The 22,673-nt window shown below is 60.1% G+C and carries 20 protein-coding genes; 14 read left to right on the top strand and 6 right to left on the bottom strand.

The genetic code is table 11. The features are described 5' to 3' along the window. The first annotated feature begins 12 nt into the window (after positions 1 to 12). From KGB21_RS00190 to KGB21_RS00145, 10 genes are all read left to right on the top strand, one after another. Positions 13 to 1,095 carry an ABC transporter ATP-binding protein gene (locus KGB21_RS00190; protein WP_060539954.1) on the top strand — a complete coding sequence of 361 codons (1,083 nt, stop codon included), beginning with the start codon at positions 13 to 15 and terminating at the stop codon, positions 1,093 to 1,095. Further along, complete coding sequence (locus KGB21_RS00185; RefSeq protein ID WP_027620524.1) at positions 1,092 to 1,973, top strand: ABC transporter permease; 882 nt, start codon at positions 1,092 to 1,094, stop codon at positions 1,971 to 1,973. The genes KGB21_RS00190 and KGB21_RS00185 overlap by 4 nt, the downstream gene beginning before the upstream one ends. A 4-nt stretch (positions 1,974 to 1,977) precedes the next feature. Continuing rightward, positions 1,978 to 2,793, top strand: a complete 816-nt coding sequence (locus KGB21_RS00180; RefSeq protein WP_060539953.1) for an ABC transporter permease — start codon at positions 1,978 to 1,980, stop codon at positions 2,791 to 2,793. After that, positions 2,790 to 4,271, top strand: coding sequence for a 2Fe-2S iron-sulfur cluster-binding protein (locus tag KGB21_RS00175; protein WP_051550584.1), 1,482 nt, complete (start codon positions 2,790 to 2,792; stop codon positions 4,269 to 4,271). Before KGB21_RS00180 ends, KGB21_RS00175 begins: the two co-directional genes overlap by 4 nt. Then, entirely contained in the window at positions 4,268 to 5,437 is a 1,170-nt protein-coding gene (locus KGB21_RS00170) for an NAD(P)/FAD-dependent oxidoreductase (RefSeq protein WP_027620521.1), read from the top strand. The genes KGB21_RS00175 and KGB21_RS00170 overlap by 4 nt, the downstream gene beginning before the upstream one ends. Before the next feature lie 61 nt (positions 5,438 to 5,498). Next, the gene (locus KGB21_RS00165) at positions 5,499 to 6,290 is read left to right on the top strand and encodes an IclR family transcriptional regulator (RefSeq protein ID WP_223502969.1); all 792 of its coding nucleotides are present in this window, start codon (positions 5,499 to 5,501) and stop codon (positions 6,288 to 6,290) included. Between the two features lie 103 nt (positions 6,291 to 6,393). Next, on the top strand, positions 6,394 to 7,428 hold the full coding sequence (locus KGB21_RS00160; protein ID WP_027620519.1) for a zinc-dependent alcohol dehydrogenase: 1,035 nt from the start codon (positions 6,394 to 6,396) through the stop codon (positions 7,426 to 7,428). Between the two features lie 32 nt (positions 7,429 to 7,460). Next, the gene (locus tag KGB21_RS00155; RefSeq protein WP_027620518.1) at positions 7,461 to 7,820 is read left to right on the top strand and encodes a RidA family protein; all 360 of its coding nucleotides are present in this window, start codon (positions 7,461 to 7,463) and stop codon (positions 7,818 to 7,820) included. 79 nt (positions 7,821 to 7,899) lie between these two features. Next, on the top strand, positions 7,900 to 9,399 hold the full coding sequence (locus KGB21_RS00150) for a CoA-acylating methylmalonate-semialdehyde dehydrogenase (RefSeq protein ID WP_027620517.1): 1,500 nt from the start codon (positions 7,900 to 7,902) through the stop codon (positions 9,397 to 9,399). A 75-nt stretch (positions 9,400 to 9,474) separates the two neighbouring features. Further along, positions 9,475 to 10,902, top strand: a complete 1,428-nt coding sequence (locus tag KGB21_RS00145; RefSeq protein WP_223502967.1) for an aldehyde dehydrogenase family protein — start codon at positions 9,475 to 9,477, stop codon at positions 10,900 to 10,902. A gap of 214 nt (positions 10,903 to 11,116) precedes the next feature. Here KGB21_RS00145 and KGB21_RS00140 read toward each other — a convergent pair whose 3' ends face one another. Both KGB21_RS00140 and KGB21_RS00135 read right to left on the bottom strand, forming a co-directional pair. After that, positions 11,117 to 11,287: a hypothetical protein gene (locus KGB21_RS00140; protein ID WP_223502965.1), complete on the bottom strand. Its 171-nt coding sequence runs from the start codon at positions 11,285 to 11,287 to the stop codon at positions 11,117 to 11,119. Positions 11,288 to 11,378: 91 nt separating this feature from the next. Next, positions 11,379 to 12,833: a tyrosine-type recombinase/integrase gene (locus KGB21_RS00135; protein WP_223502963.1), complete on the bottom strand. Its 1,455-nt coding sequence runs from the start codon at positions 12,831 to 12,833 to the stop codon at positions 11,379 to 11,381. A gap of 2,126 nt (positions 12,834 to 14,959) precedes the next feature. Between KGB21_RS00135 and KGB21_RS00125 the strand changes: the two genes are divergently transcribed. Beyond that, the gene (locus KGB21_RS00125; protein ID WP_223502959.1) at positions 14,960 to 16,186 is read left to right on the top strand and encodes an RtcB family protein; all 1,227 of its coding nucleotides are present in this window, start codon (positions 14,960 to 14,962) and stop codon (positions 16,184 to 16,186) included. 22 nt (positions 16,187 to 16,208) lie between these two features. On the opposite strand, the gene KGB21_RS00120 is transcribed toward KGB21_RS00125, so the two are convergent. The 4 genes from KGB21_RS00120 to KGB21_RS00105 all read right to left on the bottom strand — a co-directional run bounded on the left by KGB21_RS00120 (position 16,209) and on the right by KGB21_RS00105 (position 18,763). Beyond that, on the bottom strand, positions 16,209 to 16,637 hold the full coding sequence (locus tag KGB21_RS00120) for a hypothetical protein (RefSeq protein WP_034147327.1): 429 nt from the start codon (positions 16,635 to 16,637) through the stop codon (positions 16,209 to 16,211). A gap of 123 nt (positions 16,638 to 16,760) precedes the next feature. Then, positions 16,761 to 17,174 carry a VOC family protein gene (locus tag KGB21_RS00115; protein ID WP_034147326.1) on the bottom strand — a complete coding sequence of 138 codons (414 nt, stop codon included), beginning with the start codon at positions 17,172 to 17,174 and terminating at the stop codon, positions 16,761 to 16,763. Positions 17,175 to 17,265: 91 nt separating this feature from the next. Continuing rightward, entirely contained in the window at positions 17,266 to 17,925 is a 660-nt protein-coding gene (locus KGB21_RS00110) for a TetR/AcrR family transcriptional regulator (RefSeq protein ID WP_223502957.1), read from the bottom strand. Then, positions 17,912 to 18,763, bottom strand: coding sequence for a 3-hydroxybutyryl-CoA dehydrogenase (locus tag KGB21_RS00105; protein ID WP_034147324.1), 852 nt, complete (start codon positions 18,761 to 18,763; stop codon positions 17,912 to 17,914). The genes KGB21_RS00110 and KGB21_RS00105 overlap by 14 nt, the downstream gene beginning before the upstream one ends. 166 nt (positions 18,764 to 18,929) lie before the next feature. On the opposite strand from KGB21_RS00105, the gene KGB21_RS00100 reads away from it, so the two are divergent. From KGB21_RS00100 to KGB21_RS00090, 3 genes are all read left to right on the top strand, one after another. Next, a complete protein-coding gene (locus tag KGB21_RS00100; protein WP_034147323.1) occupies positions 18,930 to 19,937 on the top strand; it encodes an AraC family transcriptional regulator in 1,008 nt (335 codons plus the stop codon). A 180-nt stretch (positions 19,938 to 20,117) separates the two neighbouring features. Beyond that, positions 20,118 to 20,711: a DUF6338 family protein gene (locus tag KGB21_RS00095; RefSeq protein ID WP_223502956.1), complete on the top strand. Its 594-nt coding sequence runs from the start codon at positions 20,118 to 20,120 to the stop codon at positions 20,709 to 20,711. Positions 20,712 to 20,856: 145 nt separating this feature from the next. Next, complete coding sequence (locus tag KGB21_RS00090) at positions 20,857 to 22,671, top strand: ABC transporter ATP-binding protein (protein WP_223502954.1); 1,815 nt, start codon at positions 20,857 to 20,859, stop codon at positions 22,669 to 22,671. Positions 22,672 to 22,673: the final 2 nt, after the last annotated feature.

Here is a 22,673-nt window from a genome sequence, read left to right as displayed (position 1 = left end):
CCGAGTGTGAGCATGTCCGAAGACCCTAAACTTTCGATGTCCATCGACATCGAAAACCTGACCAAGACCTACGATAACTTTGCTGCGCTGGATGATGTCTCGCTGTCGATCAAAAGCGGCGAGTTCCTGTCCTTGCTCGGCTCCTCCGGCTCTGGCAAGACCACGCTGTTGATGGCGTTGGCCGGGTTCGTTCGCCCCGATGCCGGCAGTATTCGCTTTGGCGGCCGCGAGATGATCTTCGAGCCTCCGCACAAGCGCGACGTCGGCATGATGTTCCAGAGCTATGCGCTGTTCCCCCACATGAACGTGTTCCAGAACGTGGCCTATCCGCTGAAGCTGCGCGGCTACAGCCGTGCCGACATTCGCCAGCGGGTCGAACAGGCGCTGGCCACCGTGGAGCTGGATCACCTGATCGAGCGCGGCATCACCGAAATGTCCGGTGGCCAGCGTCAACGTATCGCCCTGGCCCGCGCCATCGTGTTCGAACCCAAGATCCTGCTGATGGATGAGCCACTGTCGGCCCTCGACAAGCGCTTGCGCGAAACCATGCAGCTGGAACTGCGCCGCCTGCACGAGCGCCTGGGGATGACCGTGGTCTACGTGACCCATGATCAGCGTGAAGCCCTGACCATGTCGGACCGCATCGCGGTGATGAGCAAGGGGCGGATTCGCCAGGTCGACACGCCGATCAATCTTTACGAGCGCCCGTCGAACCGGTTTGTCGCCGAGTTCGTCGGCGAGTCTTCGTGCCTGCCTGTCACGCTGCAGGATGGCCAGGTGCAGTTTCAGGGGCGCCCGTTGCGCGCTTCCAGCGCCACCGCCGGGTTGAAAAACCCGAGCCTGGTGGTGCGTCCGGAAAAACTGCAGTTCGTGACGGCCGATGCCAGCGATTGCAACCTGTTGCACGGTCATGTCACCGATGTCATTTTCCAGGGCGAAAGCCAACTGGTGCAGATCGACCTGGGTGAGGGCATGGCCGTGGCCATTCGCCGGCCAACCCGCAGCTCCGCCAGCGACCGTCTGCCGACACGTGGCGAAGCCGTGGTGCTGGGGCTGCACCTGCAAGACACACTGGTGGTGGGAGACGAGCAATGAACCGGACCGAGCCGGGCGCACGCAATGCTCGCGAACTGCTCAAGGCCGAACGGCGCAACCGCTGGTACCTGTTCGGTTCAGGCCTGCCGGCGCTGCTGCTGGTCCTGCTGACGTTCGTGCTGCCGATCGGGTGGTTGTTCTGGCTGTCGCTTTTCGATGCCAATGGCCAACTGACGGTGGAGAACTACACCCGTCTGCTGGAACCGATCTATGTGCTGACGTTTGTGCAGACCTTCAAGATCAGCATCATCGTCACGGTCGCCTGCGTGCTGATCGGTTACCCCTATGCGTACTTCATGATCAAGGGGCCGCGCTGGCTGGCCAACCTGGCGATGGGGCTGCTGCTGGTGTCGCTGTGGACCTCGCTGCTGGTCAGGACCTACGCCTGGCTGATCATCCTGCAACGTCGCGGCATGGCCAATGACCTGCTGATGAGCCTGGGCCTCACTGACGTTCCCTTGTCGCTGGTGCATAACCTGACGGGTACGGTGGTTGGCATGGTGCACATCATGCTGCCGTTCATGATCTTGCCGCTGTTCGCGTCGATGAAGAGCATCGACCCGATCTACAACCAGGCGGCGGCGGCTTTCGGTGCATCGCCCTCGCGTGCCTTTCGCGATGTCTTTCTTCCGCTGTCGCTGCCGGGCCTGGCCGCCGGTGCCACGCTGGTGTTCGTGATCACCCTCGGGTTCTACGTCACCCCGGCCTTGTTGGGCGGTGGCAAGGTGCAGATGATTTCGATGCGGATCGAGAGCGACGTGTCGATGTACGCCAACTGGGGCGCTGCGTCGTCGCTGGGTGTGGTGCTGCTGGTCGCCACTTTGCTTATGTTGTTTATCGTCAAGAAGAGCGCGGGCCTCGGCCGGCGCAGCGAGTGAGACCATGAGCCGATTTAGACAAACCCTGACCGAGGTGGTGCGCGCCTCCTGGTTGTACGTGCTGGTGCTGGTGACCATGCTGTTCCTGGTGCTGCCAACGCTGATCGTGATCCCGATGTCGCTGTCCGATGCACGCTACCTGAGCTTTCCGCCCAAGTCGTTCAGCATCGAGCCATTCTTCAGCTACTTCGCGTCGCTGGAGTGGCGCACGGCAACCAAGGTGTCGCTCATCACCGCGACGCTGACCATGCTGCTGGCCACCACCCTGGGCACGGCGGCCGCGTATTCGCTGCACGTCACCCAGTCACGTTTCTCGGGCGTGCTGCGCGGTCTGATGATGGCGCCGATGATCGTGCCCACGATCTTCATCGCCATTGGCCTGTTCTTCGTCTACGCGCGCTTTGACCTGAACAACACCATTCCCGGGCTGGTGCTGGCGCATACGTTGCTGGCCTTGCCCTATGTGGTGATCAACGTCAGCGCGGGGCTGCGCAGCTACGACATGACCCAGGAACAGGCTGCCTGTATCCTCGGCGCCAGTCGGTTGCGGGCGTTCTTTGACGTGACGTTGCCGCAGATCCGTTTTTCGGTGATCGCCGCCGCGATGTTCGCTTTTGCCATTTCCCTGGACGAAGCGGTGATCTCGCTGTTCATCAGCGGCGGTGACAGCTCCACCCTGACCAAGCGGATGTTCAGTTCGCTGCGTTCCGAGATCGACCCCTTGATCGCCGTGGTAGCGACGCTGATGACTCTGCTGTCGATCATCATGCTGTGCATCAGCATCATGGCGCAGCGCAAGGCCAAGAGGAATGCGGTATGAGCAACGGCAGTCTGCGCCTTGAGCGCGCCAGTACACAGGTGCTCGAGTTCTTCTGGAACGGTCGCGCCGTGCAGGGTCGCCAGGGCGAAAGCCTGGCGACGGCGTTGCTGGCTAACGGCATCCGCACACTGGCCTGGAGTCGCAAATCCCATCGACCGCTGGGCTATTCCGGCAGCTATGTCACCGGTGTCCTGGCCCGCGTGGACGGTGTGCCGAATGTGCGCCTGGACCTGGTGCCGGTGGCGGTTGGTGCGCGTGTGGAGATGCAGAACTGCTGGCCGGTTCCGGGGTTCGATCTGCTGCGCCTGTCGCGACTGATTCCTGCCAGCTGGATTCAGGGTGGTTTCGAACACACCAACCTGGTGCCCAGCGGTACGGCACTGTTCCAGCGCTGGGAGGCCATTCTGGCGTTCCTCGCGGGTGTGGCCAAGCCGGCTGAACGGTCAGGCGAAGTGCCGGTACCCATGGCGCGGCACTTGAGCGCGGATGTCCTGGTGATCGGTGGTGGGCCTGCCGGTTGCGCCGCCGCCAATGATGCGGTGGCAGCCGGACGCAGCGTGGTGTTGGTGACACGCGGTCATTCGTTGGCCCGTTATGTCCGTGCGGCGGGCCACGCTCGGCCGACGCTGGACGAGCGGGTACAGCTGGTCAGCGGTGTGGAGGTCTTCGGTGCCTACCGCGAAGGCGAACTGCTGCTCGCGGCGCCCCATGACCCGGCGCAAGGAGCATTGGCCCTGGAGGCGGACGAGGTGATCCTAGCCAGCGGTCGTCGCGCCTGCCCACCGGTCGTTCCGGGGATGTGGTTGCCCGGCGTGATGGATGTGCGCACGGCGCTGATCATGGCCCATGAACAATCGGTGGCGCCGGGTGCGCGGGTCGTGGTGGTCGGCAATGGCGACCAGGAAGCGGTCGCCAGTCGCTTGCGCGAATTGGGCGTCACAGTGGTCGCCGCGCGACCGGTTGCCGATTTGCGCCGGGTCGTGGGGCGCAGCCGCGTGACGGCTGCATTGTTCGCCAGGTCGGTTGCCTGTGATGCCGTGGTGCACGCCGGGCCATGGCTGGCCGATGCCAGCCTGACCTTCCAGAGCCGCGCCGAAGGTTTGCTGCAACTGCGCGAGCAACGCCAGAGCCGCCTGCGTGAAGTGGGGTCGGTCATGGAGGCCGATCAGTTGCTGCCGGTGGCCGCGTGCTCGCGACACAAGACGTTGTTGTGCCCGTGCTTCGATGTATCTGACCACGAGGTCGAGGCCTTGCTCGCACAGGGCATCACCGACCTGGAAGTGATCAAACGCCTGACGTCCTGTGGCATGGGGCCCTGCCAGGGGCAACCCTGCTGGGATGCTCTGCGCGCGTTGGTCAGTGCCCGCAGCGGCATCGCCCTGGCCGGGTTGGCCCGGCCGACGCTGCGTCCGCCGCGCCGTGCCTTGAGTGTCGCTCAGGCGGCTGGCCTGGCCCCTGTTGTCGAGCCATTGCAATGAACAACCTCAACCCGTTGCCTGGGAAGGCGTCGATCATCATTGTCGGGGCCGGTATCCAGGGCTTGTCACTGGCCTTCAACCTGGCCGAGCTGGGCGTGCGCGACATGCTCGTGCTGGACGCCGGTTACTGGCAGGGCGGCGCGTCGGGCCGAAACGGCACGCTGATTCGTGGTGCGTTCAGTTCGCCCGAGTGGACGCGCTTCTTCGCTCATTCCTGCCACCTGTGGCAGGGGCTGTCCAAACGCCTGGGCGAAAATGTCATGTACTCTCGCCGGGGTTACACCATGGTGGGCGAGCGCAGTGCCACGGCGGCGCTGCTGGATCGCACGCTTGAAGTTCACAAGGCCTGCGGCATCACTTCCAGCCTGCTCACCCCGGCTCGACTGCGCGAGGTGCTTCCGGCCCTGGCCCATGGACGGGTGAGCGCGGCCCTGCACCTGCCCGACAGCGGCGTGGCGCCGCACCATGCGGCCATGTACGCCTATCGGCAAGCGTGCGCAGCGCGCGGGGTGGACATTCGCTACCGCACCGAAGTCACCGCCATCGACCAGAGCGCCGGGCGAGTCTCCGGGGTTCGGGTGGGGGAACACTGGATTTCAAGCGATACCGTGGTGCTGGCCGGCGGCGCCGAGAGCAATCGCCTGGCGCAACTGGCGGGGGTGCCACTGGACGGTTACCCGATGCGCCTGGAGGCCATGGCGCTGGAGCCGACCCGCCCGCTGATCGGCCCTGCCGTGGCGCTGCTGGACCGACTCTGCTACATGCACCAGACCGCCCGTGGCGAAGTGGTGGGCGGTGCCGAAGTCGCCGAGCGACCGCAGCACACGCTGAATGCCGACGTACCGGTGATGGCGGCGACCGCGCGAGCGTACCTGGAGATGTTTCCGCAATTGGGTCACGCGCGCATCTTGCGTCAATGGGCGGGTCTGGTGCATATCTCCAAGGATTTCGGGCCATTACTGGGGGCCCACGAGGATTTGTCGGGACTCTTCGTCAGCGCAGGCTGGTGTTATGGCCATGCTGGTGCACCGGCGGCGGGTGAGTTCCTGGCCAAGGCCATTGTCAGCGGCGAAGTGGATGAGCGTATGCGACCCTTCGCCGTCAATAGATTTGAATGCAACCGGCCGGTCGTGGAACCGGGCATTGTCTTGAGTCATTTCGAATGAAACACCGTTTGAACAGCACCGTCACGCACGCGCCTGTCACGGCACCAACAAGGATAACCCCATGAGTTCCCTAGAAGACTCGCCACTCTTCATTACTGCTTTGTCCAAGGGACTGTCGATCCTGACGGCATTCCGTGCCGGGCGTCCGAGCATGAGCCTGATTGAATTGGCGCAAGCCACCGGGCTGAACAAAAGCACCGTGCAACGCTCGACCTTTACCCTCGAGGCGCTGGGCTACCTGTACAAGGAACCCGTGACCAAGCGGTTTCGCCTCGCGCCCAAGTCCCTCGACCTTGGCACCGGCTACCTGCAGACCAGCGAGCTGATCGAACGCGCCAACCCGTACCTGCACGAGCTCAACCGCGACGTCGAGGAGAGCTGCAACCTGCTCGAACCGTGCGGCCTGGACATGCTCTACGTGGCGCGGTTTCCCAGCCACAAGCAGATTGCCATCCATATGCCGCTGGGCCGGCACCTGCCGATGTACTGCACCTCGGCAGGTCGGGCGTACCTGGCCGCACTGCCGGAGGCGGAAACGGACGCGATTCTGGTCGCCTCCGAACGCCAGGGCTACACCTCCAGCACCGTCACCGAGCTGGATCAATTGCGCGCGATCGTCGCCGAGGCGCGTCGTGAAGGCTACGCCTATGCCCAGGAAGAGTATTTCGCCGGAGATATCAGCGTTGCTGCGGCGGTGGTGAATGCCGATGGCTACCCCCTGGGGGCCGTCAACATTTCGGTGCCGTTCAGCCGCTGGAACCTGGAGGACGCGCGCAAACACCTGGCGCCCAAGGTGATCAACACCGCGCGCAACATTGCCAGCGCGACACGCAGTTTACGTCCCGTGGGCTGACGCTCCGGGGAATTCTTTCGACCCGCACACCTGCCGCCGGCTCTGGCCTGCGGTATAGGTGACCACTTGCCCGAAAATTGGGTGGATGTTTCAGGAGAGAGCGATGAGTCAAACCATGAAGGCTGCCGTTCTGCACGCTGTCGGCGAACCGCTGCGTATTGAACAGGTACCGATTCCACAACCGGGCCCCGGCGAAATACTGATTCGCATCGTCGCCTGCGGCGTCTGTCACAGTGACCTGCATGCCATTGACGGCGACTGGTCGGCCTTGCCCACGCTGCCGCTGATTCCCGGCCATGAAATCACCGGCCACGTGGCGGCCCATGGCGAGGGTGTCAGCGAACCGGCGATCGGCACCGCGGTCGGCATGCCCTGGATGTACAGCGCCTGTGGCACCTGCGAGTTCTGTCTCGGTGGGATGGAAACCATCTGCGAACACCGCGAATCCACCGGCTACAGCAAGCAGGGCGGCTACGCCGAGTACATGGTGGCCCCGGCAGCATTCGTCGCCACGATCGAGCCGGACGTCGACCTGTACGCCCTGGCCCCCATTCTCTGCGCTGGCGTGACCACCTACCGTGGCCTGATGCGCTCGCGTGCCCGACCGGGGCAGTGGGTGGCCGTCATGGGCATCGGCGGGCTGGGTCATGTGGCGGTGCAGTACGCCATTGCCATGGGGTTGCGCGTGGCGGCCATCGATGTGGGTGCGGACAAGCTTGAACTGGCACGCAGCTATGGCGCCGAGTGCCTGATCAACGCCCTCGACAACCCGGTCGAAACTCTCAGGCAACAGATTCCCGGCGGCGTCCACGCCGTGCTGGTGACCGCCACCGCCAACGCGGCGTTCGAGCAGTCGGTGAAGATGCTGCGCCCCGGTGGAACGGCGGTGTTCATCGGCCTGCCCGGCGGCGATGCCGACACGGTGCGCGCTTCCATTTCCAGCATCAGCGGTTGGGAGCTGTCGATCACCGGTTCCAACATCGGTACCCGCCATGACTTGAACGAGGCGGTGTCATTCGCAGCCCGTGGCCTGGTCAAGGCGCAGATCAACCTCGAACGCCTGGACGATATCAACGACATTTTCGCCCGCATGCGCAAAGGCCAACTGGTCGGCCGCACGGTACTGCAAATCGCCTGATTCAACCCCTTTACTTAGCAGGAGTTACTCCCATGACCATCACCCGACTACAACCCAACCCCGGCCTGCTCAGCCACGCGCTGGTGCACAACGGCATCGTCTACATCACCGGGCAAGTGCCTGCCGACCGCACCCAGGACGTCGCCGGGCAGACCGCCCAGGTGCTGGCGCGCATCGACGCGCTGCTGGCCGAAGCCGGTTCCGACAAGTCGCACATCCTGTTTGCGCAGATCTGGCTCAAGCACGCGGTCCAGGACTTCGCGGCGATGAACGCGGTCTGGCGCGAGTGGGTGCCACAGGACGCGCTGCCGGCGCGGGCGACCGTCGAGGCGAACATGGCGGCGGACAATATCCTGGTGGAAATTGCCCTGCAGGCGGCCGTCAAGGCTTGACTGACCTTGCATCGGCCACACGGGCATTAGCCATTCATACCTGCCGGCGGGGTGAACCTGTTCGGCACTGGAGAGTTTTATGAGCAGTATCGTTCCCCATCTTATCAACGGTGTTCGCGTGCAAGGCATGGGGCGCACCGCGGATGTCTACAACCCGTCCACTGGCGCGGTGACCCGGCAAGTGGCGCTGGCCGACGGCGCCACCCTGCAACAAGCCATCGACGCGGCCCGCGCCGCCTTCCCGGCCTGGCGCAACACCCCGCCAGCGAAGCGTGCGCAGGTGATGTTCCGCTTCAAGCAACTGCTGGAGCAGAACGAAGCAGAGATCTCGCGATTAATCAGCGAGGAGCATGGCAAGACCCTGGAAGATGCTGCGGGCGAACTCAAGCGCGGCATCGAAAACGTCGAGTTCGCGTGCGGCGCTCCGGAGCTGCTCAAAGGCGACTACAGCCGTAACGTCGGGCCGCACATCGACGCCTGGACCGACCTGCAGCCGGTGGGCGTGGTGGCGGGCATCACGCCGTTCAACTTTCCGGCCATGGTGCCGCTGTGGATGTACCCGCTGGCCATCGTCTGCGGCAACTGCTTCATCCTCAAGCCCTCTGAGCGCGACCCCAGTTCGACCCTGTACATTGCCGAGTTGCTGATCGAAGCGGGCCTGCCCAAGGGCGTGATGAGCGTGGTGCATGGCGACAAAGAGGCGGTCGATGGCCTGATCGAGTCGCCCCATGTCAAGGCGCTGAGTTTTGTCGGTTCCACCCCGATTGCCGAGTACATCTACAGCGAAGGTACCAGGCGCGGCAAACGCGTACAGGCCCTGGGCGGGGCAAAGAACCACGCGGTGCTGATGCCGGACGCGGACCTGGACAACGCCGTCGGCGCGTTGATGGGCGCGGCCTACGGCTCGTGCGGCGAACGCTGCATGGCGCTCTCGGTGGCCGTGTGTGTCGGCGATGCGGTGGCTGACGCGCTGGTGGCCAGACTGGTGCCGCAGGTGCGCGCACTCAAAGTCGGCGCCGGTACCGCCTGTGGCCTGGACATGGGCCCACTGGTGACCGGCGCGGCGCGTGACAAGGTCAAGGGCTATATCGACGCCGGGGTCGCCCAGGGCGCCAGTCTGGTGGTGGACGGCCGTGACCTGGTGGTGGCCGGCCATGAAAACGGCTTTTTTGTCGGCGGCACGTTGTTTGACCGGGTGACCGCTCAGATGAGCATCTACACCGACGAAATTTTCGGCCCGGTGCTGTGCATCGTCCGTGTCGGCAGCCTGGAAGAGGCCATGCAACTGATCAACGATCACGAGTACGGCAACGGCACCTGCATCTTCACCCGTGACGGTGAAGCGGCGCGTCTGTTCTGCGATGAAATCGAGGTGGGCATGGTCGGCGTCAACGTGCCTTTGCCGGTCCCGGTGAGCTACCACAGTTTCGGCGGTTGGAAGCGTTCGCTGTTCGGCGACCTGCACGCCTATGGTCCGGACGGGGTGCGTTTCTACACCCGCAAGAAGGCCATCACCCAACGCTGGCCGCGCCGTGCCAGCCACGAAGCGGCCCAGTTTGCTTTCCCCAGCAACAGCTGAGTCGGCGCAATCCATTCAACAGGGTGAGGACCCGAAATGTCCTCACCCGGTGTCCCAGTCAAGGCGAGTGAAAACATGAACAACGCGCTCAAGTTCTACATCGATGGCCAATGGACCGATGCCCTGTCCGGCAATACCCTGGAGGTCATCGACCCCTCCACCGAACAGGCCTTTATCAGCATCGCAGTGGGCAATGCGCAGGATGTCGACAAGGCCGTCGCGGCGGCAGCCAAGGCAATCCCGGCCTTCTCGACAACCAGCGTCAGCGAACGCCTGGCGCTGCTCAAGGAGATTCTGCGGGTGTACAACCTGCGTTATGAAGACCTGGTCAAGGCTGTCAGCCAGGAAATGGGCGCGCCATTGCATTTCGCCCGTGACGCGCAAATCTGGAGTGGCCGCGCGCACCTGGAGTCGACCATCAGCGCTCTGGAAAAATTCCAGTTCAGCGAGTCGCACGGCAGCACCCGGGTGGTGCGCGAAGCCATTGGCGTATGCGCCCTGATCACCCCCTGGAACTGGCCACTGAACCAGATCGTCTGCAAGGTCGCCCCGGCCATCGCTGCGGGCTGTACCGTGGTGCTCAAGCCCAGCGAGATCGCACCGCTGACCGGGATCATCTTCGCGGAAATCCTCCACGAAGCGGGCGTGCCGGCCGGGGTGTTCAACTTGCTCAACGGTACGGGCCCCGACGTGGGCCAGCACATGGCAAGCCACCCCAAGGTCGATATGGTGTCGTTCACCGGTTCGACCCGCGCCGGGATCATGGTGGCGAAGGCGGCGGCCGATACGGTCAAGCGCGTCGCCCAGGAGTTGGGTGGGAAATCGGCGAACATCCTGCTGGAGGATGCTGACTTCGAGGTTGCGGTGGCCAAGGGTGTGCAGGGCTGTTTCTCCAACTCGGGGCAATCGTGCGATGCACCCACCCGCATGTTGGTCCCGGCTTCCCAGCATCAGCGTGCGCTGCAGATTGCCCGGCAAACCGCCGAGAAAATGCTTACCGGCAGCCCGCTTGACGCCAGTACCGACCTCGGTCCGGTGATCAGCGAGGCGCAGTTCGCCAAGATCCAGGGCCTGATTGCCACCGGCATCGAGGAGGGCGCCACGTTGATAACGGGTGGCCTGGGTCGCCCGCAGGGCCTGGACAAGGGCTACTACGTGCAGCCCACCGTTTTCGGCGGTGTGACGGCACAGATGACGATTGCCCGGGAGGAAATCTTCGGCCCGGTGCTAGCGATCATTCCCTACGACAGCGAAGAGCAGGCCATCGAGATCGCCAACGACACCGTCTACGGCCTGGCGGCCTATGTGCAGTCAACCGACATCGAACATGCCCGCGCCGTGGCGGGGCGCATGCGTGCCGGCTCGGTGTATCTGAACTATCCGAACTGGGATACCTTTGCGCCGTTCGGTGGTTACAAGCAGTCCGGTAATGGCCGCGAGTACGCCGGTTGGGGTATCCATGATTTCCTCGAGATCAAGGGAGTGGTTGGCTGGGGCAACTGACGTACGAGCCGGGTTATTTCAGAGGGGCGAGGCTGGGCTTATGAATTTATCCATTCATAGGCCTGGCCTCTCGTGGCCACCGCGGAATCAGCAAGCAACCATGGCTAGGTGAGTTCAGATCAGTGTCAGTCTCGGCAGGCGAGGCACCACGGTCTCGCACCTCGAATCCGATCTTGCCTTCGACCTTGGGAGACTTGGAATTGCGCGGTCGCTGTTATTCCGTTTTGGCCGGGTGACCCACGGCCAGGGAAAGATATGCCGGCTTTGCGGCAAGCTTTGGCGAGGGCGACGTCGGAAACACCATGTCGTGGGTCAATTTGATCATGGGTGTTTGCCATATTTTTTTGAACAGTTCCGCAACGGTGAAGCTCACGAATTTGTACATGCAGTCTGTCACCTTTGCTCATCGCGAATTTAAGGTCACAACACGGGTTGTCGCGGATGTTAAATTCCGGAGAGCGCTGGGTGCAACAGCCCTATGAGGGTGTCAGCGTCTCTGTCGCCGCGTACGCTGGAAAAGACAACATCGACTCGTTTGGCGTGTGCTCGTAAGTTGAGGACAGCACGGCACTGAGTCGATCGCCCAGCAGGTTCCAGGCGTTTTTCTTCTCGTCGGCATAGTCGTGATGCAGGTAATGGCGCCTCACCCGAGAGCCGGCCAGCACATGGTTTTGGCAGCGATCGATGACATCCAGGCTAACGCTTAAGGCTTGCATCATGGTCGCCCCCGTACGGCGCAGGTCATGCGGCGTCCAGTCGCCGTTTTGGCCGTCGGCAAGGACCAGGGTATCGTCATGGCACCGTCTGGAGAGGGCCTTGCGGTTTTTGAACCGAGCCTGGCGATCACCGACCTGTTTACTCACCACCTTTACGTCCACATGCCCATCATCCTGCTTGTTGGGAAAGCACCATTGCGAGTCGCCCGTCAGGATTTTGAGTTCCTGAAAGAAATGCAGGGCGAAGGGGGAGAGGAAGACATGGTGGTCTTGTTTTTTGCCACGGGTGCCTTTGACATTTTCGCTGGGGAGAAACCAGGTCTGCCGGTCCAGATCGACGTTTTTCCATTCGGCCTGGAGCAACTCGCCTATCCGGCACAAGGTGCCCAAGCTGATCCAGAGCGCGAGTTGAGTTTCTTTTTTCAACGGCCGAATGCCATCGTATTTTTGGCCCGCGGGGAGGGCGTCGTAATCGGCAGTCATTTGCTGGAAGCGAGTGTGCAATTCCAATAGCTCAGCCGGGGAAAGGATCCGGCTTCTTTCCGCTTCGTAGTCGGCAGGGATCAGGGGGGAGATGTCGACCAGCTCAGTCGGATCACCCTCAACCAGTAACGCCCGCCAAGGTTGGCGCTTTCTAGCCCAGTTGAACATCTGGGTGAGGTCGGCGAAGAAGCTGATGGCTTGACGGTGAGCGCCGCGGTTGACCACGGTGCGGATCAGCGCCCGAACATCGTGTTCGGAAACATTGTTCACCGCGGTCCTGCCAAGTGCCGGGAATAGGTCCTTGTTAAAACGCCGCTGCAACTCGGCATTGCCGTCTTTGCGCGCGACGCCATCCAACAGCCAGGCGCTGGCCAGATCCTGGACGGTCAGCGTTTGCACCTTCGTCGTTATTGCATGTTCGGCCTCTACGTTAGCTGCGGCGTATGCCTGTGCCTTGGCGGTTTTCTTCTGCTCGTTGGGATTGATCTGCTCATCGATGAGCGCCCTAGCCTGGTTGCGGGCCTTGCGGATGTCCGTCAGGGATTTGCGTGGCCAGGACCCGCAGGCGTATTCTTTGTTCTGGTCGCCCCACCGATAGCGATAGAAAAAGCTGACCGACACGCCGTCCTTACGCAGGGAAATTCGACCCGCGAGATTGCCATCCTCCCGGAGGATCCGGCCGGCATCATTGGCGGTCAGCGACTCGAGTTCTTTGATGGTGATTTTGGCCATGAAATTGACTCCCCCTACTTTTACCCCCACAAAAACGTCGGCTCTTGATGGACGTTACTGGACTCTCGTAGAGCAGAACACCGCTGGAGCTCAAGTAAATACTAGCTTAGAAAAATCCAGAGTGAAATTTTGGAGTCTTTCAAGAAGTATGAAAAAGGAGATGGGGTGCTAGGGGTCGAGTGTTCGAATCACTCCGTCCCGACCATTATTCCTGAGTAGAATCAGACACTTAAGCCGATCAACTAGATCGGCTTTTTTGTGCCTGCGCAAAACCCGGTGATCTCTGAAATTGCGCCGCGCCGCATTACTCTCCTTGGCCGTCTTCTATTGAACAACGTATGGAAGCCCCTCGCGAACGTTCACTAGTAGTGCGCGCTCCGCAATAGCTACAAATCCGGCGACGCCCATTCGAGCCTTACTGGTTCTGCTCATCAAGTGAATGGTCGCTTGGCGGCTGGAGGGCGAGCAAATCGTTAACCGCAAAGGCCACCCCGCCATGCGTGGACGAAATTCAAGGTGGATCGCCGGCACTCATGGAAAATGGAAGCAGAAGGATCAATCGAAGCTGCGGGGTATAGCAATTAGCCATTGCAAACACAGAGAGAATGAGAGAACATTTTTACATTCTGTTATTTCTGCGTGTGTAGGAGTGACAACAAAAGCCCAGCCATCGCGCCGGGCTTTTATTGGTCAAAAAATTACTATGCGGCGATTTGATAGGCTGCATCATGGAGCTAGGTAATGAATACTTGCGCAGCGCAGCAGACTCGAATTGGAAGTCGTCAGGAAGCTCTACAATCCCAATGCCAATTGCTGCCCAGGGTGATAGCTGATCTCGCTACTGGCTTAGGTAAGTATCTGCGCCTTACTTCGACTGCTTGGAGTCGTAACGATGGATCCGTGGGTGAGTCCTATGCTCGGTTGGGTGTAAAGCCGGCGTCGATCTTTAAAGAGAAACCGTGGTATCAGCTCAGTATTGAGTCGGGAGCAGTCTCTTGCGCTATTGCTATCACAATAGCCTCCAGGGACAAATCGCTTTGGACCTCTTACGTTTTCGACTTGGACGTTCAGTTCTGCGAAGCGGGATATCGGTTCGAGGTGAATAATGATCATCACCTTATTCTGAGTGTGGCAGAGGTTGACGCCAGGGTCTTTGAGCCAATCTACAAGCAGATTGTCGAGATCCTTAAGGCTCGACTGTACAAATCGACAATTTGATTAAGCCCCGTCAAGGATTGTTTTTTAAGAGAGCCCCGCCATTGAGCGGGGCTTTTTTATTGCACGAAGACCGACGGGAACCTTGGAAATTTCCTTAACAACTGCCCGCCATAGGCAGGCTCTTCATTGTCTGGAGAAAACCAGACGCGATCTCTGAGTAAAGTCCAGACGAGTCAGGTACAGACTGATTCAGTTCGCACCCAATTTGAATTTTATGTTGTTTGAAGGCCACCAAGACCATGATGGCGACGGTGTATAGCAACCTGGTTGATTGGCGGGGGTCGCATCACAGCGGACGGTATAGCCCTTGTTGTTGAATTCTCGTCCACCTTCACCGGTGCCGCGCTCACTGTAAGAGGAGCAGCTGGCTAGGAAAGTGGCAACCAAAAGAATTGTGGTGTGTTTCATAAATGCCTCCATGCGTGGAGTGCATAGCTTACCCAGTGAATCTTTCCCAGTGCTGGTATTTTTTTCACCTGGACGAAAGTGATGAGTGGCCGATTGCCTGTCCAGTATGGATGTCCTGCGCCGCGACAATTAAGTGCAGGGGAATATGCTGTTGGTCATCAGGAGAATGGACTTCAAAGCTAGTCACGATCTGAAGGTGCCGCTCTCTGGGTTCGGTCGACGCTTCTGCCTTTGCCATAACCATTCTCGCGTGGTTCGCTGCGATTTCACTGAGAGTTGACACGTTACATCTCCCGACTGACCAAGCGTATCGCTGGAGTCCTTAAGCGTTAATATGATTGCTGCCGCGTCAGAATTACGTCGTTCTGGGGCAGCTGAAGCGTCTTGTGCAATCGTTACGCCAAAGGCGTCAAAAATTCTGTGTTGGATTTTTCGATGCGACGAATGGTGAGGTTCATACGTTGCGTCGATTCGCCGGCCAATAGAAAAGTACTCAAATCATGCAAAAACATTCTTACCAACTGCTCGAAGTCGCCAACGGAAAACCCATCAAACTCTGGACCGAGGGCGTCCCGGTAGAAAACGAAGCCAGGCAACAGTTGATGAACACCGCAAAAATGCCCTTCATCTTCAAGCACCTCGCGGTGATGCCGGACGTCCACTTGGGCAAGGGCTCGACCATTGGCAGTGTCATTCCCACGGTTGGGGCAATCATTCCCGCCGCCGTTGGGGTGGACATTGGCTGCGGCATGATCGCTGCCTGCACTTCACTGATTGCAAGCGATTTGCCGGACAATCTGCACGGCTTGCGCTGTGCGATCGAAAAAGCGGTACCCCATGGACGCACCAGTGGACGCGGCGGGCGAGACAAGGGGGCTTGGGACAGTGTCCCGCAGCAGGCAGACCGGGCGTGGGCCGCCTTGGCCCCGCGATTCAAAGCGATCACCAGCAAATACCCGAAACTCGCCAACACCAATAACCGGGGCCATTTGGGTACCTTGGGCAGCGGCAACCATTTCATCGAGGTTTGCCTGGACGAAGCCAACCGGGTCTGGTTCATGTTGCACAGCGGTTCTCGGGGAGTCGGTAATGCCATAGGCAACCTGTTCATACAGCTGGCCCAGGCGGACATGCGTCAGCACATTGCAAATTTGCCGGACCGCGATCTGGCTTATTTTGAAGAAGGCAGTCGACACTTTGATGACTACGTCGAAGCGGTGAACTGGGCGCAGGATTTTGCCAGGCAGAACCGTGCACTGATGATGCAAGCGGTGATTCAGGCGACACGACAAGTGATCAGGAAACCGTTCGACGTTGCCCTGGAGGCGGTGAACTGCCACCACAATTACGTGCAGAAAGAGCGGCACTTTGGCCAGGAGATCTTGGTCACCCGAAAAGGCGCGGTGTCGGCGAAGAAAGGCGAGCTGGGAATTATCCCGGGATCAATGGGCGCAAAGAGCTTCATCGTTCGTGGGCTCGGCAACGAGGAATCCTTTTGCTCGTGCAGCCATGGTGCCGGTCGCACCATGAGCCGCACTAAAGCAAAAACCCTGTTCACCGTCGACGATCAGATCCGCGCCACCGCCCATGTGGAGTGCCGCAAGGACGCCGCCGTCATCGATGAAATACCGATGGCCTATAAGGACATCGACCTCGTCATGCACGCCCAGCGCGAGCTGGTGGAAGTGATTCACACCTTGCGTCAGGTGGTGTGCGTCAAAGGTTAGGTAAAACGTCGTTGGTTCGATGTTACTTGTACTTGATCACAATCCCTTTGAGTTTCCGGCCTTCGATGGTTTGCACGTCGCGAGCCCACAACGGTCCGTTGACGTAGGCACCCACCGCCTGGATATGGTCATAGACCACCACAACGGCATCGCCACCGAGTTTTGCAGCCTCGTCCCGCAGTTTTTCTTCTACCTCGGTAATCGGTGGGGCGGGATCGACGCTGGCGTCGATCAGGATTTCACCCAATCGAACATGCGGGCGCTGGGGTTCGGTGCGCAGCACGACGACTTCGCTGGGCAGCGTCGGTGCGGGATGCTCAACACCGACATAGGCGGTGGTCTGGGCATCGACGGTCGCGCAGCCGCTGAGTGCGAGTAGGGTGGCGGTGAGCCCGCCAGCCAACAGTGAAAGTTTGATTCGGGTGGACAAGGACACGTGATGGGCTGGCATAGGGCATTCCTTCGGACAATCCGCTGCTATTCGGGGACAGTTCGTTGACGGTAGCAGAGGGGCCGGCAGTTGCCAGAAAGCCCAGCCTTTTCAGGTTGGGCTTTTTCATGCATTAAACGTTGTTTACTGATCCTTTTCGCAGTTGATCATCCACGACACACCGAAGCGGTCGACCAGCATGCCAAATCTTGCAGCCCAGAAAGTCTGTTCCAGAGGCATTTGCACTGTGCCATCTTCCGATAACGCCGAGAACACCCGTTCAGCCTCGGCAATGCTGTCGACATTCAGCGAAATCGAACAGCCGCTCATATCATCAGTGGGGCGGTCAGGTGTTGTATCGGAACCCATGATCGCCTGATCGCCCACGGTCAGGCGCGTATGGATGATCAGGTTGTGCAGGTCCGCTGGCACGTGCTCGCGAGCGGGCGTTTCACCGAACGTCAGCATGGCTTCGATGTTGCCGTTGAGGCTTTCGGCATAGAAGGTGAAAGCGGCTTTGCAGTCGCCGTTGAAGATAAGGTAGGGATTGATTTTCATGATCCGGCTCCCAGGTCGTTGTAGGGACACATCGGATTGGACGCTTCGTTGCGTAGCGAATTCCGATGACCTTGACCCGGCAAGCAAAGCGCTAAATCGCGACGGCAGCTTCGGTTTTTTTAGATGTTTTCTCGATAGATGAAGCAAGGCTTATTGCCTCGACTGCGCGTCGTGGTGCCAGCAGGCGCTCGATGGCGCCGCTTACCATGCTTTCCAGCAGCTCATCGTGCTCGCTCTCATCCAGAGAGTGCGGGGTCAGCCAGCTAGGCGCGCTATTGAGTAGTGCGGCAATCGCATGCCCGGCCGCCAAGTGGCCTGGTTCGCTGAACCGGGAGCGGGCTCCGAGCATCACCAGCAACTTGCGTTCGTATTGCTCGCGCAAGTGTTGAACTCGTGCTTGTTGGTCCTCATTCAGGCAACCGCAGTCGCGTTCTACCAGGCGAAAATGCCAAGGCATATCGCGATGCAGATTCAGGTGCGCACGAATGAGGTTGTTGAGGCGGTCGCGTTTGGCCGGAGCCTTCATTTCGATACGCCCCAGCGTCGCCAACAGCTCTTCGTAGAACTCTTCGATCAAGTCCAGCAGCAAGTGCTGTTTGCTCGGGTAATGGTGATACAACGAGCCCGGGGAAAGCCCCAGGCACGTCGCGAGCTCACGCATGCCGACCTGACCGAAACCCTTGCTGGCAAACAGCTCCAGCACCTTGTCCCGGTACTCGGCGAAACGCGAGCAACGCTCAGGCATAGGCATGGAAGCCACGCCCCGTTTTGCGACCCAGGTAACCGGCGGCAACCATTTCCTTGAGCAGTGGCGCCGGGCGGTATTTGCTGTCGTTGAAGCCGTCGTAGAAGGCTTCCATGATCGCCAGCAAGGTGTCGAGACCGATCAGGTCGGCGAGGGCCAGCGGGCCGATCGGCTGGTTGCAGCCCAGGCGCATGCCGGCGTCGATGTCTTCGGCGCTGGCCAGGCCTTCCTGAAGCACCAGCACCGCTTCGTTGATCATCGGCACCAGAATCCGGTTGACGACGAACCCAGGGCGGTTGCCGGCAGTGATCGCGGTTTTGCCCAGTGTCGCAGCCATGTCCAGTGCCAGGGCGTGGGTGGCGTCGCTGGTTTGCAGGCCACGGATGACTTCGATCAGGCCCATCACCGGCACCGGATTGAAGAAGTGCAGACCGATGAAACGCTCAGGCTCGCTGACGCTGGCGGCGAGTTGAGTGATCGACAGCGACGAGGTGTTGGAGGCGATCACGCACTCGGCGCTGACCTGTGCGGCGATCTGTTGCAGCACCCGCAGTTTCAGGTCCAGGTTTTCGGTAGCGGCTTCGATCACCAGTTGCGCATTTTGCAGGCTGCTGTAATCGGTGCTGGTGCGGATCTTGTCGAGGGCGACGAGCTTTTGCTCTGTCGTCAGCGTCTCTTTGGCGATCTGCCGATCGAGGTTTTTGCCAACGGTCGCGACGGCTTTTTGCAACGCGCCCTCGGAGATGTCGATCAAGGTCACGTTGAAACCGGCCAGGGCACACACTTGCGCAATGCCATTGCCCATGGTGCCAGCGCCGATCACGCCAATGTTTTGCAGATTCATCTTGCGGTCCTTCCGATCAAACCTCGCGATACCTTGGCCGCCGTGGCAGCCGAAGGCGTACTATTGCCGCGAGTCTAGAGTGGGCAGGGCGGTTGTCCTATGCCGAAACTGTTCAACGGCGCTGGTGTTTTTTGCCATTTCGGATACTGGGGAGCGAAGCGTTCACATGCGGGAAAAGGACTCGGTGGCCGCCTACTTCGTGCAGGCAATGATCCACGGGATGGGGGATGATCCGCAGCGCGTGCGGGCGGTGCTTGAACAGGCAGGCGTCGATGCGGCGGTGATGCAGCAACCCACGGCGCGGGTGCCGGCCAGTGCGTTTGCGGCGTTGTGGCTGATTCAAATTCGCGAGTTGAACGACGAATTCTTCGGGCTGGATTCCCACGGCATGCCGCCTGGCGCTTTCGCCCTGATTTGCCGCGCATTGATCCAGGAACCGGATCTGCACAAAGCCATGCGCCAGTGCCTGGTCAACTTCGGCCTGTTCCTGCGTGACTATCGCGGCACGCTGACCGTGCGCGGCAAACGGGCGATCATCAGTCTGGAAACCCATTCAACGGATACCGATGCCAGCCGTTTTGGCGAAGAAACGTTTTTGGTGTTGATGATCAGTTTGCTGTGTTGGCTGGGTGGCCGGCGCATCCCCATCGACCGCGCGGATTTTCGCCACGAGCGTCTGTCACTCAGTGATGACCGATTGCTCTGGGGACCCAATCTGACCTTCGGTGCCGAGCGCACTGAAATCGAGTTCGCCAGCCATTACCTGCGCCTGCCGGTGGTTCAGGATCTGGCGTCGCTGAAAGTGTTCCTGCGCACCGCACCGCAATGGCTGGTGATCCGCTTCCGCAATCAGCATGGCCTGGCATCGCAGGTGCATCAGCGCTTGCGCAGCAGCCATTACAGCAACTGGCCGACCTTGCAGGCCTTCGCCCTTGAACAACACCTGAGCCCCAGTACCTTCCGCCGAAAACTCGAGCGCGAAGGTTGTTCCTATCAAGAGATCAAGGACGAAGTGCGACGGGCCGTGGCGTTCGAGCAATTGCGAGAAAGCCGGGCGAGCATCAGCGACATCGCCGAGCAACTCGGTTTTCAGGAGCCGAGCGCGTTTCATCGAGCGTTCAAGAAATGGACCGGGGAGAGTCCAGGGAGGTATCGGGCGAGGTATCAGGAGTAGATGGCGTGGGATTCAGGCTAAGTGTTTGTCTGAATTTTCGCTGATGTTTGCACGCAAAAATCCCGAGTTGAATCCAGACATTTTTTGTGACGACAGCTCCGTGACAACCGATGGAATGGTTCGTCCTGGTGAGGTATTTATTTGTACCGCGTCGCAGCTTTCAATGGATTGAAAACGTGCATGGATGATTTGATCAAGGAAGTGATTCCCTTACTTCAGTATTTGATCCCGGGTTTTTTGGCCGCCTGGATCTTTTATTCCCTGACCGCCTTCAAGCGTCCTGACACCTTCGGACAAATAGTCCAGGCGCTGATTTTTACCTTTGTGATTCAGTCGCTGGTTGCCGGGTTGGGAGCGCTAATGCTAGTGATAGGGGAACAGTTTTTTTCGCTCGGCTTGTGGGACAAAAAATCAGAGGCCTTGTGGTCAGCGGTGATCGCGGTGTTGCTGGGTTTTGTTTCCTGCCATGTTGCAAGCAGCGACAAGCTTCATTCGCTCCTCAGGAAGCTGAAAATCACCACGCAAACTTCATACCCTTGCGAGTGGTACAGTGCTTTTTCGTCAAGGCCCAGATTCGTCGTGCTGCATTTGCTCGATGACAAACGACTCTATGGCTGGTCAATTGAATGGCCATCCGCGCCCACAAGAGGGCAGTTCGTAATCGAAAACCCAAGTTGGCTCGATAGCGAAGGCGAGGAGTCTCAAACCGGGGCTGAAGTTATTGTTATCGATGCTTCAAACGTTCAATGGGTCGAATTTACGCAAAAGGAATGATGATCATGACAAGTAAAGCACCTCAAGAAATGCCGCCTTGTTACAGGCCGGGCACCCCTGGCGCCTCTGGGCGCCCTCGGCCACCCTCTGGGCCTCCTCCATCAAAAAAAGAATCTGAATGGTTGCGTCGGCGCGACAGGTAGATATGCCCGCGGTTTTCAGTCGGTTCACCACGCTTCTCGACCAATCCCGTCGCGCCCTGCTGCTCGTCTGGGGCACCTCGCGCGGTTTGTTTCTCGGCCTGGTGCTGGCAACGCTGATTGCCGGGGTGCTTCCAGCGCTGGCAGCATGGTTGGGCCAGCGCATCGTCGATGCCGTTGTGTTTGCCATGCAGCTGCACGCGCAGCAGGGCAGTGCGCCGTTGTGGCCGGTGGTGCGTTACGTGTTGTTCGAAGCCGGGGTGCTGGCGTTGCTGTCTGCCACCCAACGTGCGCTGTCGGTCCAGCAGTCGCTGTTGCGCGTGCAGTTGGGGCAGAAGGTCAACACGATGATTCTGGAAAAGGCCCAGACGTTGTCGCTGGTGCAATTCGAGAATTCCGAGTTCTACGACAAGTTGGTGCGGGTGCGCCGTGAAGCCTCGACCCGACCGCTGGCGTTGGTGATGAAGTCGCTGGGGCTGATTCAGAACCTGATCGTGCTGATCAGCTTCGGCGTATTGCTGGTGCACTTTTCGCCGTGGGCGCTGGTGCTTTTAGTGGTGGGGGCGTTGCCGGTGTTTTTCGCTGAAGCGCATTTTTCCGGGGATGCCTTCCGCTTGTTTACCCGTCGCGCCCCGGAAAGTCGGCAGCAGACATACATCGAGACGTTGTTGTCCCACGAGGCCTACATCAAAGAGGTCAAGCTGTTCGGTTTCGCGCCGCTGTTGTTGAAACGCTACCGCGAAACGTTCGCCCGGCTCTATGCCGAAGACCGGCGACTGACCCTGCGCCGGGACAGTTGGGGATTCGTTCTGGGGCTGTTGGGCACTGGTGCATTTTACCTGGCCTATGCCTGGGTGGTGGTCGATACGGTTCACGGCAGCATCACGCTCGGTCAAATGACCATGTACCTGGTGCTGTTCAAGCAGGGGCAAACGGCGGTGAGCAGCAGCCTGAGCGCGATCAGTGGTCTCTATGAAGATGGCCTCTATCTGTCCAGCCTGTATGAATATTTGGCCGAACCCGTGGTGACCGATACCGGTCATCTCACCGTCGGTGCAGTGCCCGGCGACGGTTTGCGTTTCGAGAACGTCGGTTTCCGTTATCCGGGTGCCAACCGCGCTGCACTTGAAGGCATCGATCTGCATCTTGTGCCGGGCCACAGCGTGGCACTGGTGGGCGAAAACGGCTCGGGCAAGACTACGTTGATCAAGTTGCTGACCCGTCTGTACCGTCCCGATCAGGGGCGCATCCTGCTGGATGGCAGCGATTTGCAGAGCTGGGAGGAGGACGCGTTGCGTCGGCGTATCGGCGTGATTTTCCAGGATTACATTCGTTACCAGTTTTCCGTCGGCGAGAACATCGGCGTGGGTGACACCCTGGCGTTCAACGATGAACAACGCTGGCACGAGGCCGCCGCCGAGGGCATGGCTGCACCGTTTATCGAGCGTCTGGATCGCGGCTATGCCACGCAGTTGGGGCGCTGGTTTGCCGGTGGGCAGGAGTTGTCTGGCGGGCAGTGGCAGAAGATCGCGTTATCCCGCGCGTACATGCGGCGCGACGCGGATATCCTGATCCTGGACGAACCGACTTCGGCACTCGATCCAGCGGCGGAAGCGGCGGTGTTCGAGCATTTCAGCCAGCACACCCAAGACCGCATGACCTTGCTGATTTCCCATCGTTTTTCCAGTGTGCGCAACGCCGATCACATCATCGTGCTGGATCAAGGCGCAATTCTCGAGCGCGGCGATCATGCCAGCCTGGTCGCGGCGGGTGGGCGCTACGCGCAGCTGTTTGACCTGCAGGCGCGCGGTTATCGATAGGC

The sequence above is a fragment of the Pseudomonas sp. GL-RE-29 genome (assembly GCF_019947275.1).
GTDB lineage: Bacteria > Pseudomonadota > Gammaproteobacteria > Pseudomonadales > Pseudomonadaceae > Aquipseudomonas > Aquipseudomonas fluorescens_A.
Note: the sequence above shows the minus strand (reverse complement) of the source record. Positions and strands in the feature narration are given on the sequence as shown.

Coding starts and splice junctions, on each gene's coding strand:
- KGB21_RS00190 (WP_060539954.1), top strand. CDS start 13: ATGTCCGAAGACCCTAAACTTTCGATGTCCATCGACATCGAAAACCTG.
- KGB21_RS00185 (WP_027620524.1), top strand. CDS start 1,092: ATGAACCGGACCGAGCCGGGCGCACGCAATGCTCGCGAACTGCTCAAG.
- KGB21_RS00180 (WP_060539953.1), top strand. CDS start 1,978: ATGAGCCGATTTAGACAAACCCTGACCGAGGTGGTGCGCGCCTCCTGG.
- KGB21_RS00175 (WP_051550584.1), top strand. CDS start 2,790: ATGAGCAACGGCAGTCTGCGCCTTGAGCGCGCCAGTACACAGGTGCTC.
- KGB21_RS00170 (WP_027620521.1), top strand. CDS start 4,268: ATGAACAACCTCAACCCGTTGCCTGGGAAGGCGTCGATCATCATTGTC.
- KGB21_RS00165 (WP_223502969.1), top strand. CDS start 5,499: ATGAGTTCCCTAGAAGACTCGCCACTCTTCATTACTGCTTTGTCCAAG.
- KGB21_RS00160 (WP_027620519.1), top strand. CDS start 6,394: ATGAGTCAAACCATGAAGGCTGCCGTTCTGCACGCTGTCGGCGAACCG.
- KGB21_RS00155 (WP_027620518.1), top strand. CDS start 7,461: ATGACCATCACCCGACTACAACCCAACCCCGGCCTGCTCAGCCACGCG.
- KGB21_RS00150 (WP_027620517.1), top strand. CDS start 7,900: ATGAGCAGTATCGTTCCCCATCTTATCAACGGTGTTCGCGTGCAAGGC.
- KGB21_RS00145 (WP_223502967.1), top strand. CDS start 9,475: ATGAACAACGCGCTCAAGTTCTACATCGATGGCCAATGGACCGATGCC.
- KGB21_RS00140 (WP_223502965.1), bottom strand. CDS start 11,287: ATGTACAAATTCGTGAGCTTCACCGTTGCGGAACTGTTCAAAAAAATA.
- KGB21_RS00135 (WP_223502963.1), bottom strand. CDS start 12,833: ATGGCCAAAATCACCATCAAAGAACTCGAGTCGCTGACCGCCAATGAT.
- KGB21_RS00125 (WP_223502959.1), top strand. CDS start 14,960: ATGCAAAAACATTCTTACCAACTGCTCGAAGTCGCCAACGGAAAACCC.
- KGB21_RS00120 (WP_034147327.1), bottom strand. CDS start 16,637: ATGCCAGCCCATCACGTGTCCTTGTCCACCCGAATCAAACTTTCACTG.
- KGB21_RS00115 (WP_034147326.1), bottom strand. CDS start 17,174: ATGAAAATCAATCCCTACCTTATCTTCAACGGCGACTGCAAAGCCGCT.
- KGB21_RS00110 (WP_223502957.1), bottom strand. CDS start 17,925: ATGCCTATGCCTGAGCGTTGCTCGCGTTTCGCCGAGTACCGGGACAAG.
- KGB21_RS00105 (WP_034147324.1), bottom strand. CDS start 18,763: ATGAATCTGCAAAACATTGGCGTGATCGGCGCTGGCACCATGGGCAAT.
- KGB21_RS00100 (WP_034147323.1), top strand. CDS start 18,930: ATGCGGGAAAAGGACTCGGTGGCCGCCTACTTCGTGCAGGCAATGATC.
- KGB21_RS00095 (WP_223502956.1), top strand. CDS start 20,118: ATGGATGATTTGATCAAGGAAGTGATTCCCTTACTTCAGTATTTGATC.
- KGB21_RS00090 (WP_223502954.1), top strand. CDS start 20,857: ATGCCCGCGGTTTTCAGTCGGTTCACCACGCTTCTCGACCAATCCCGT.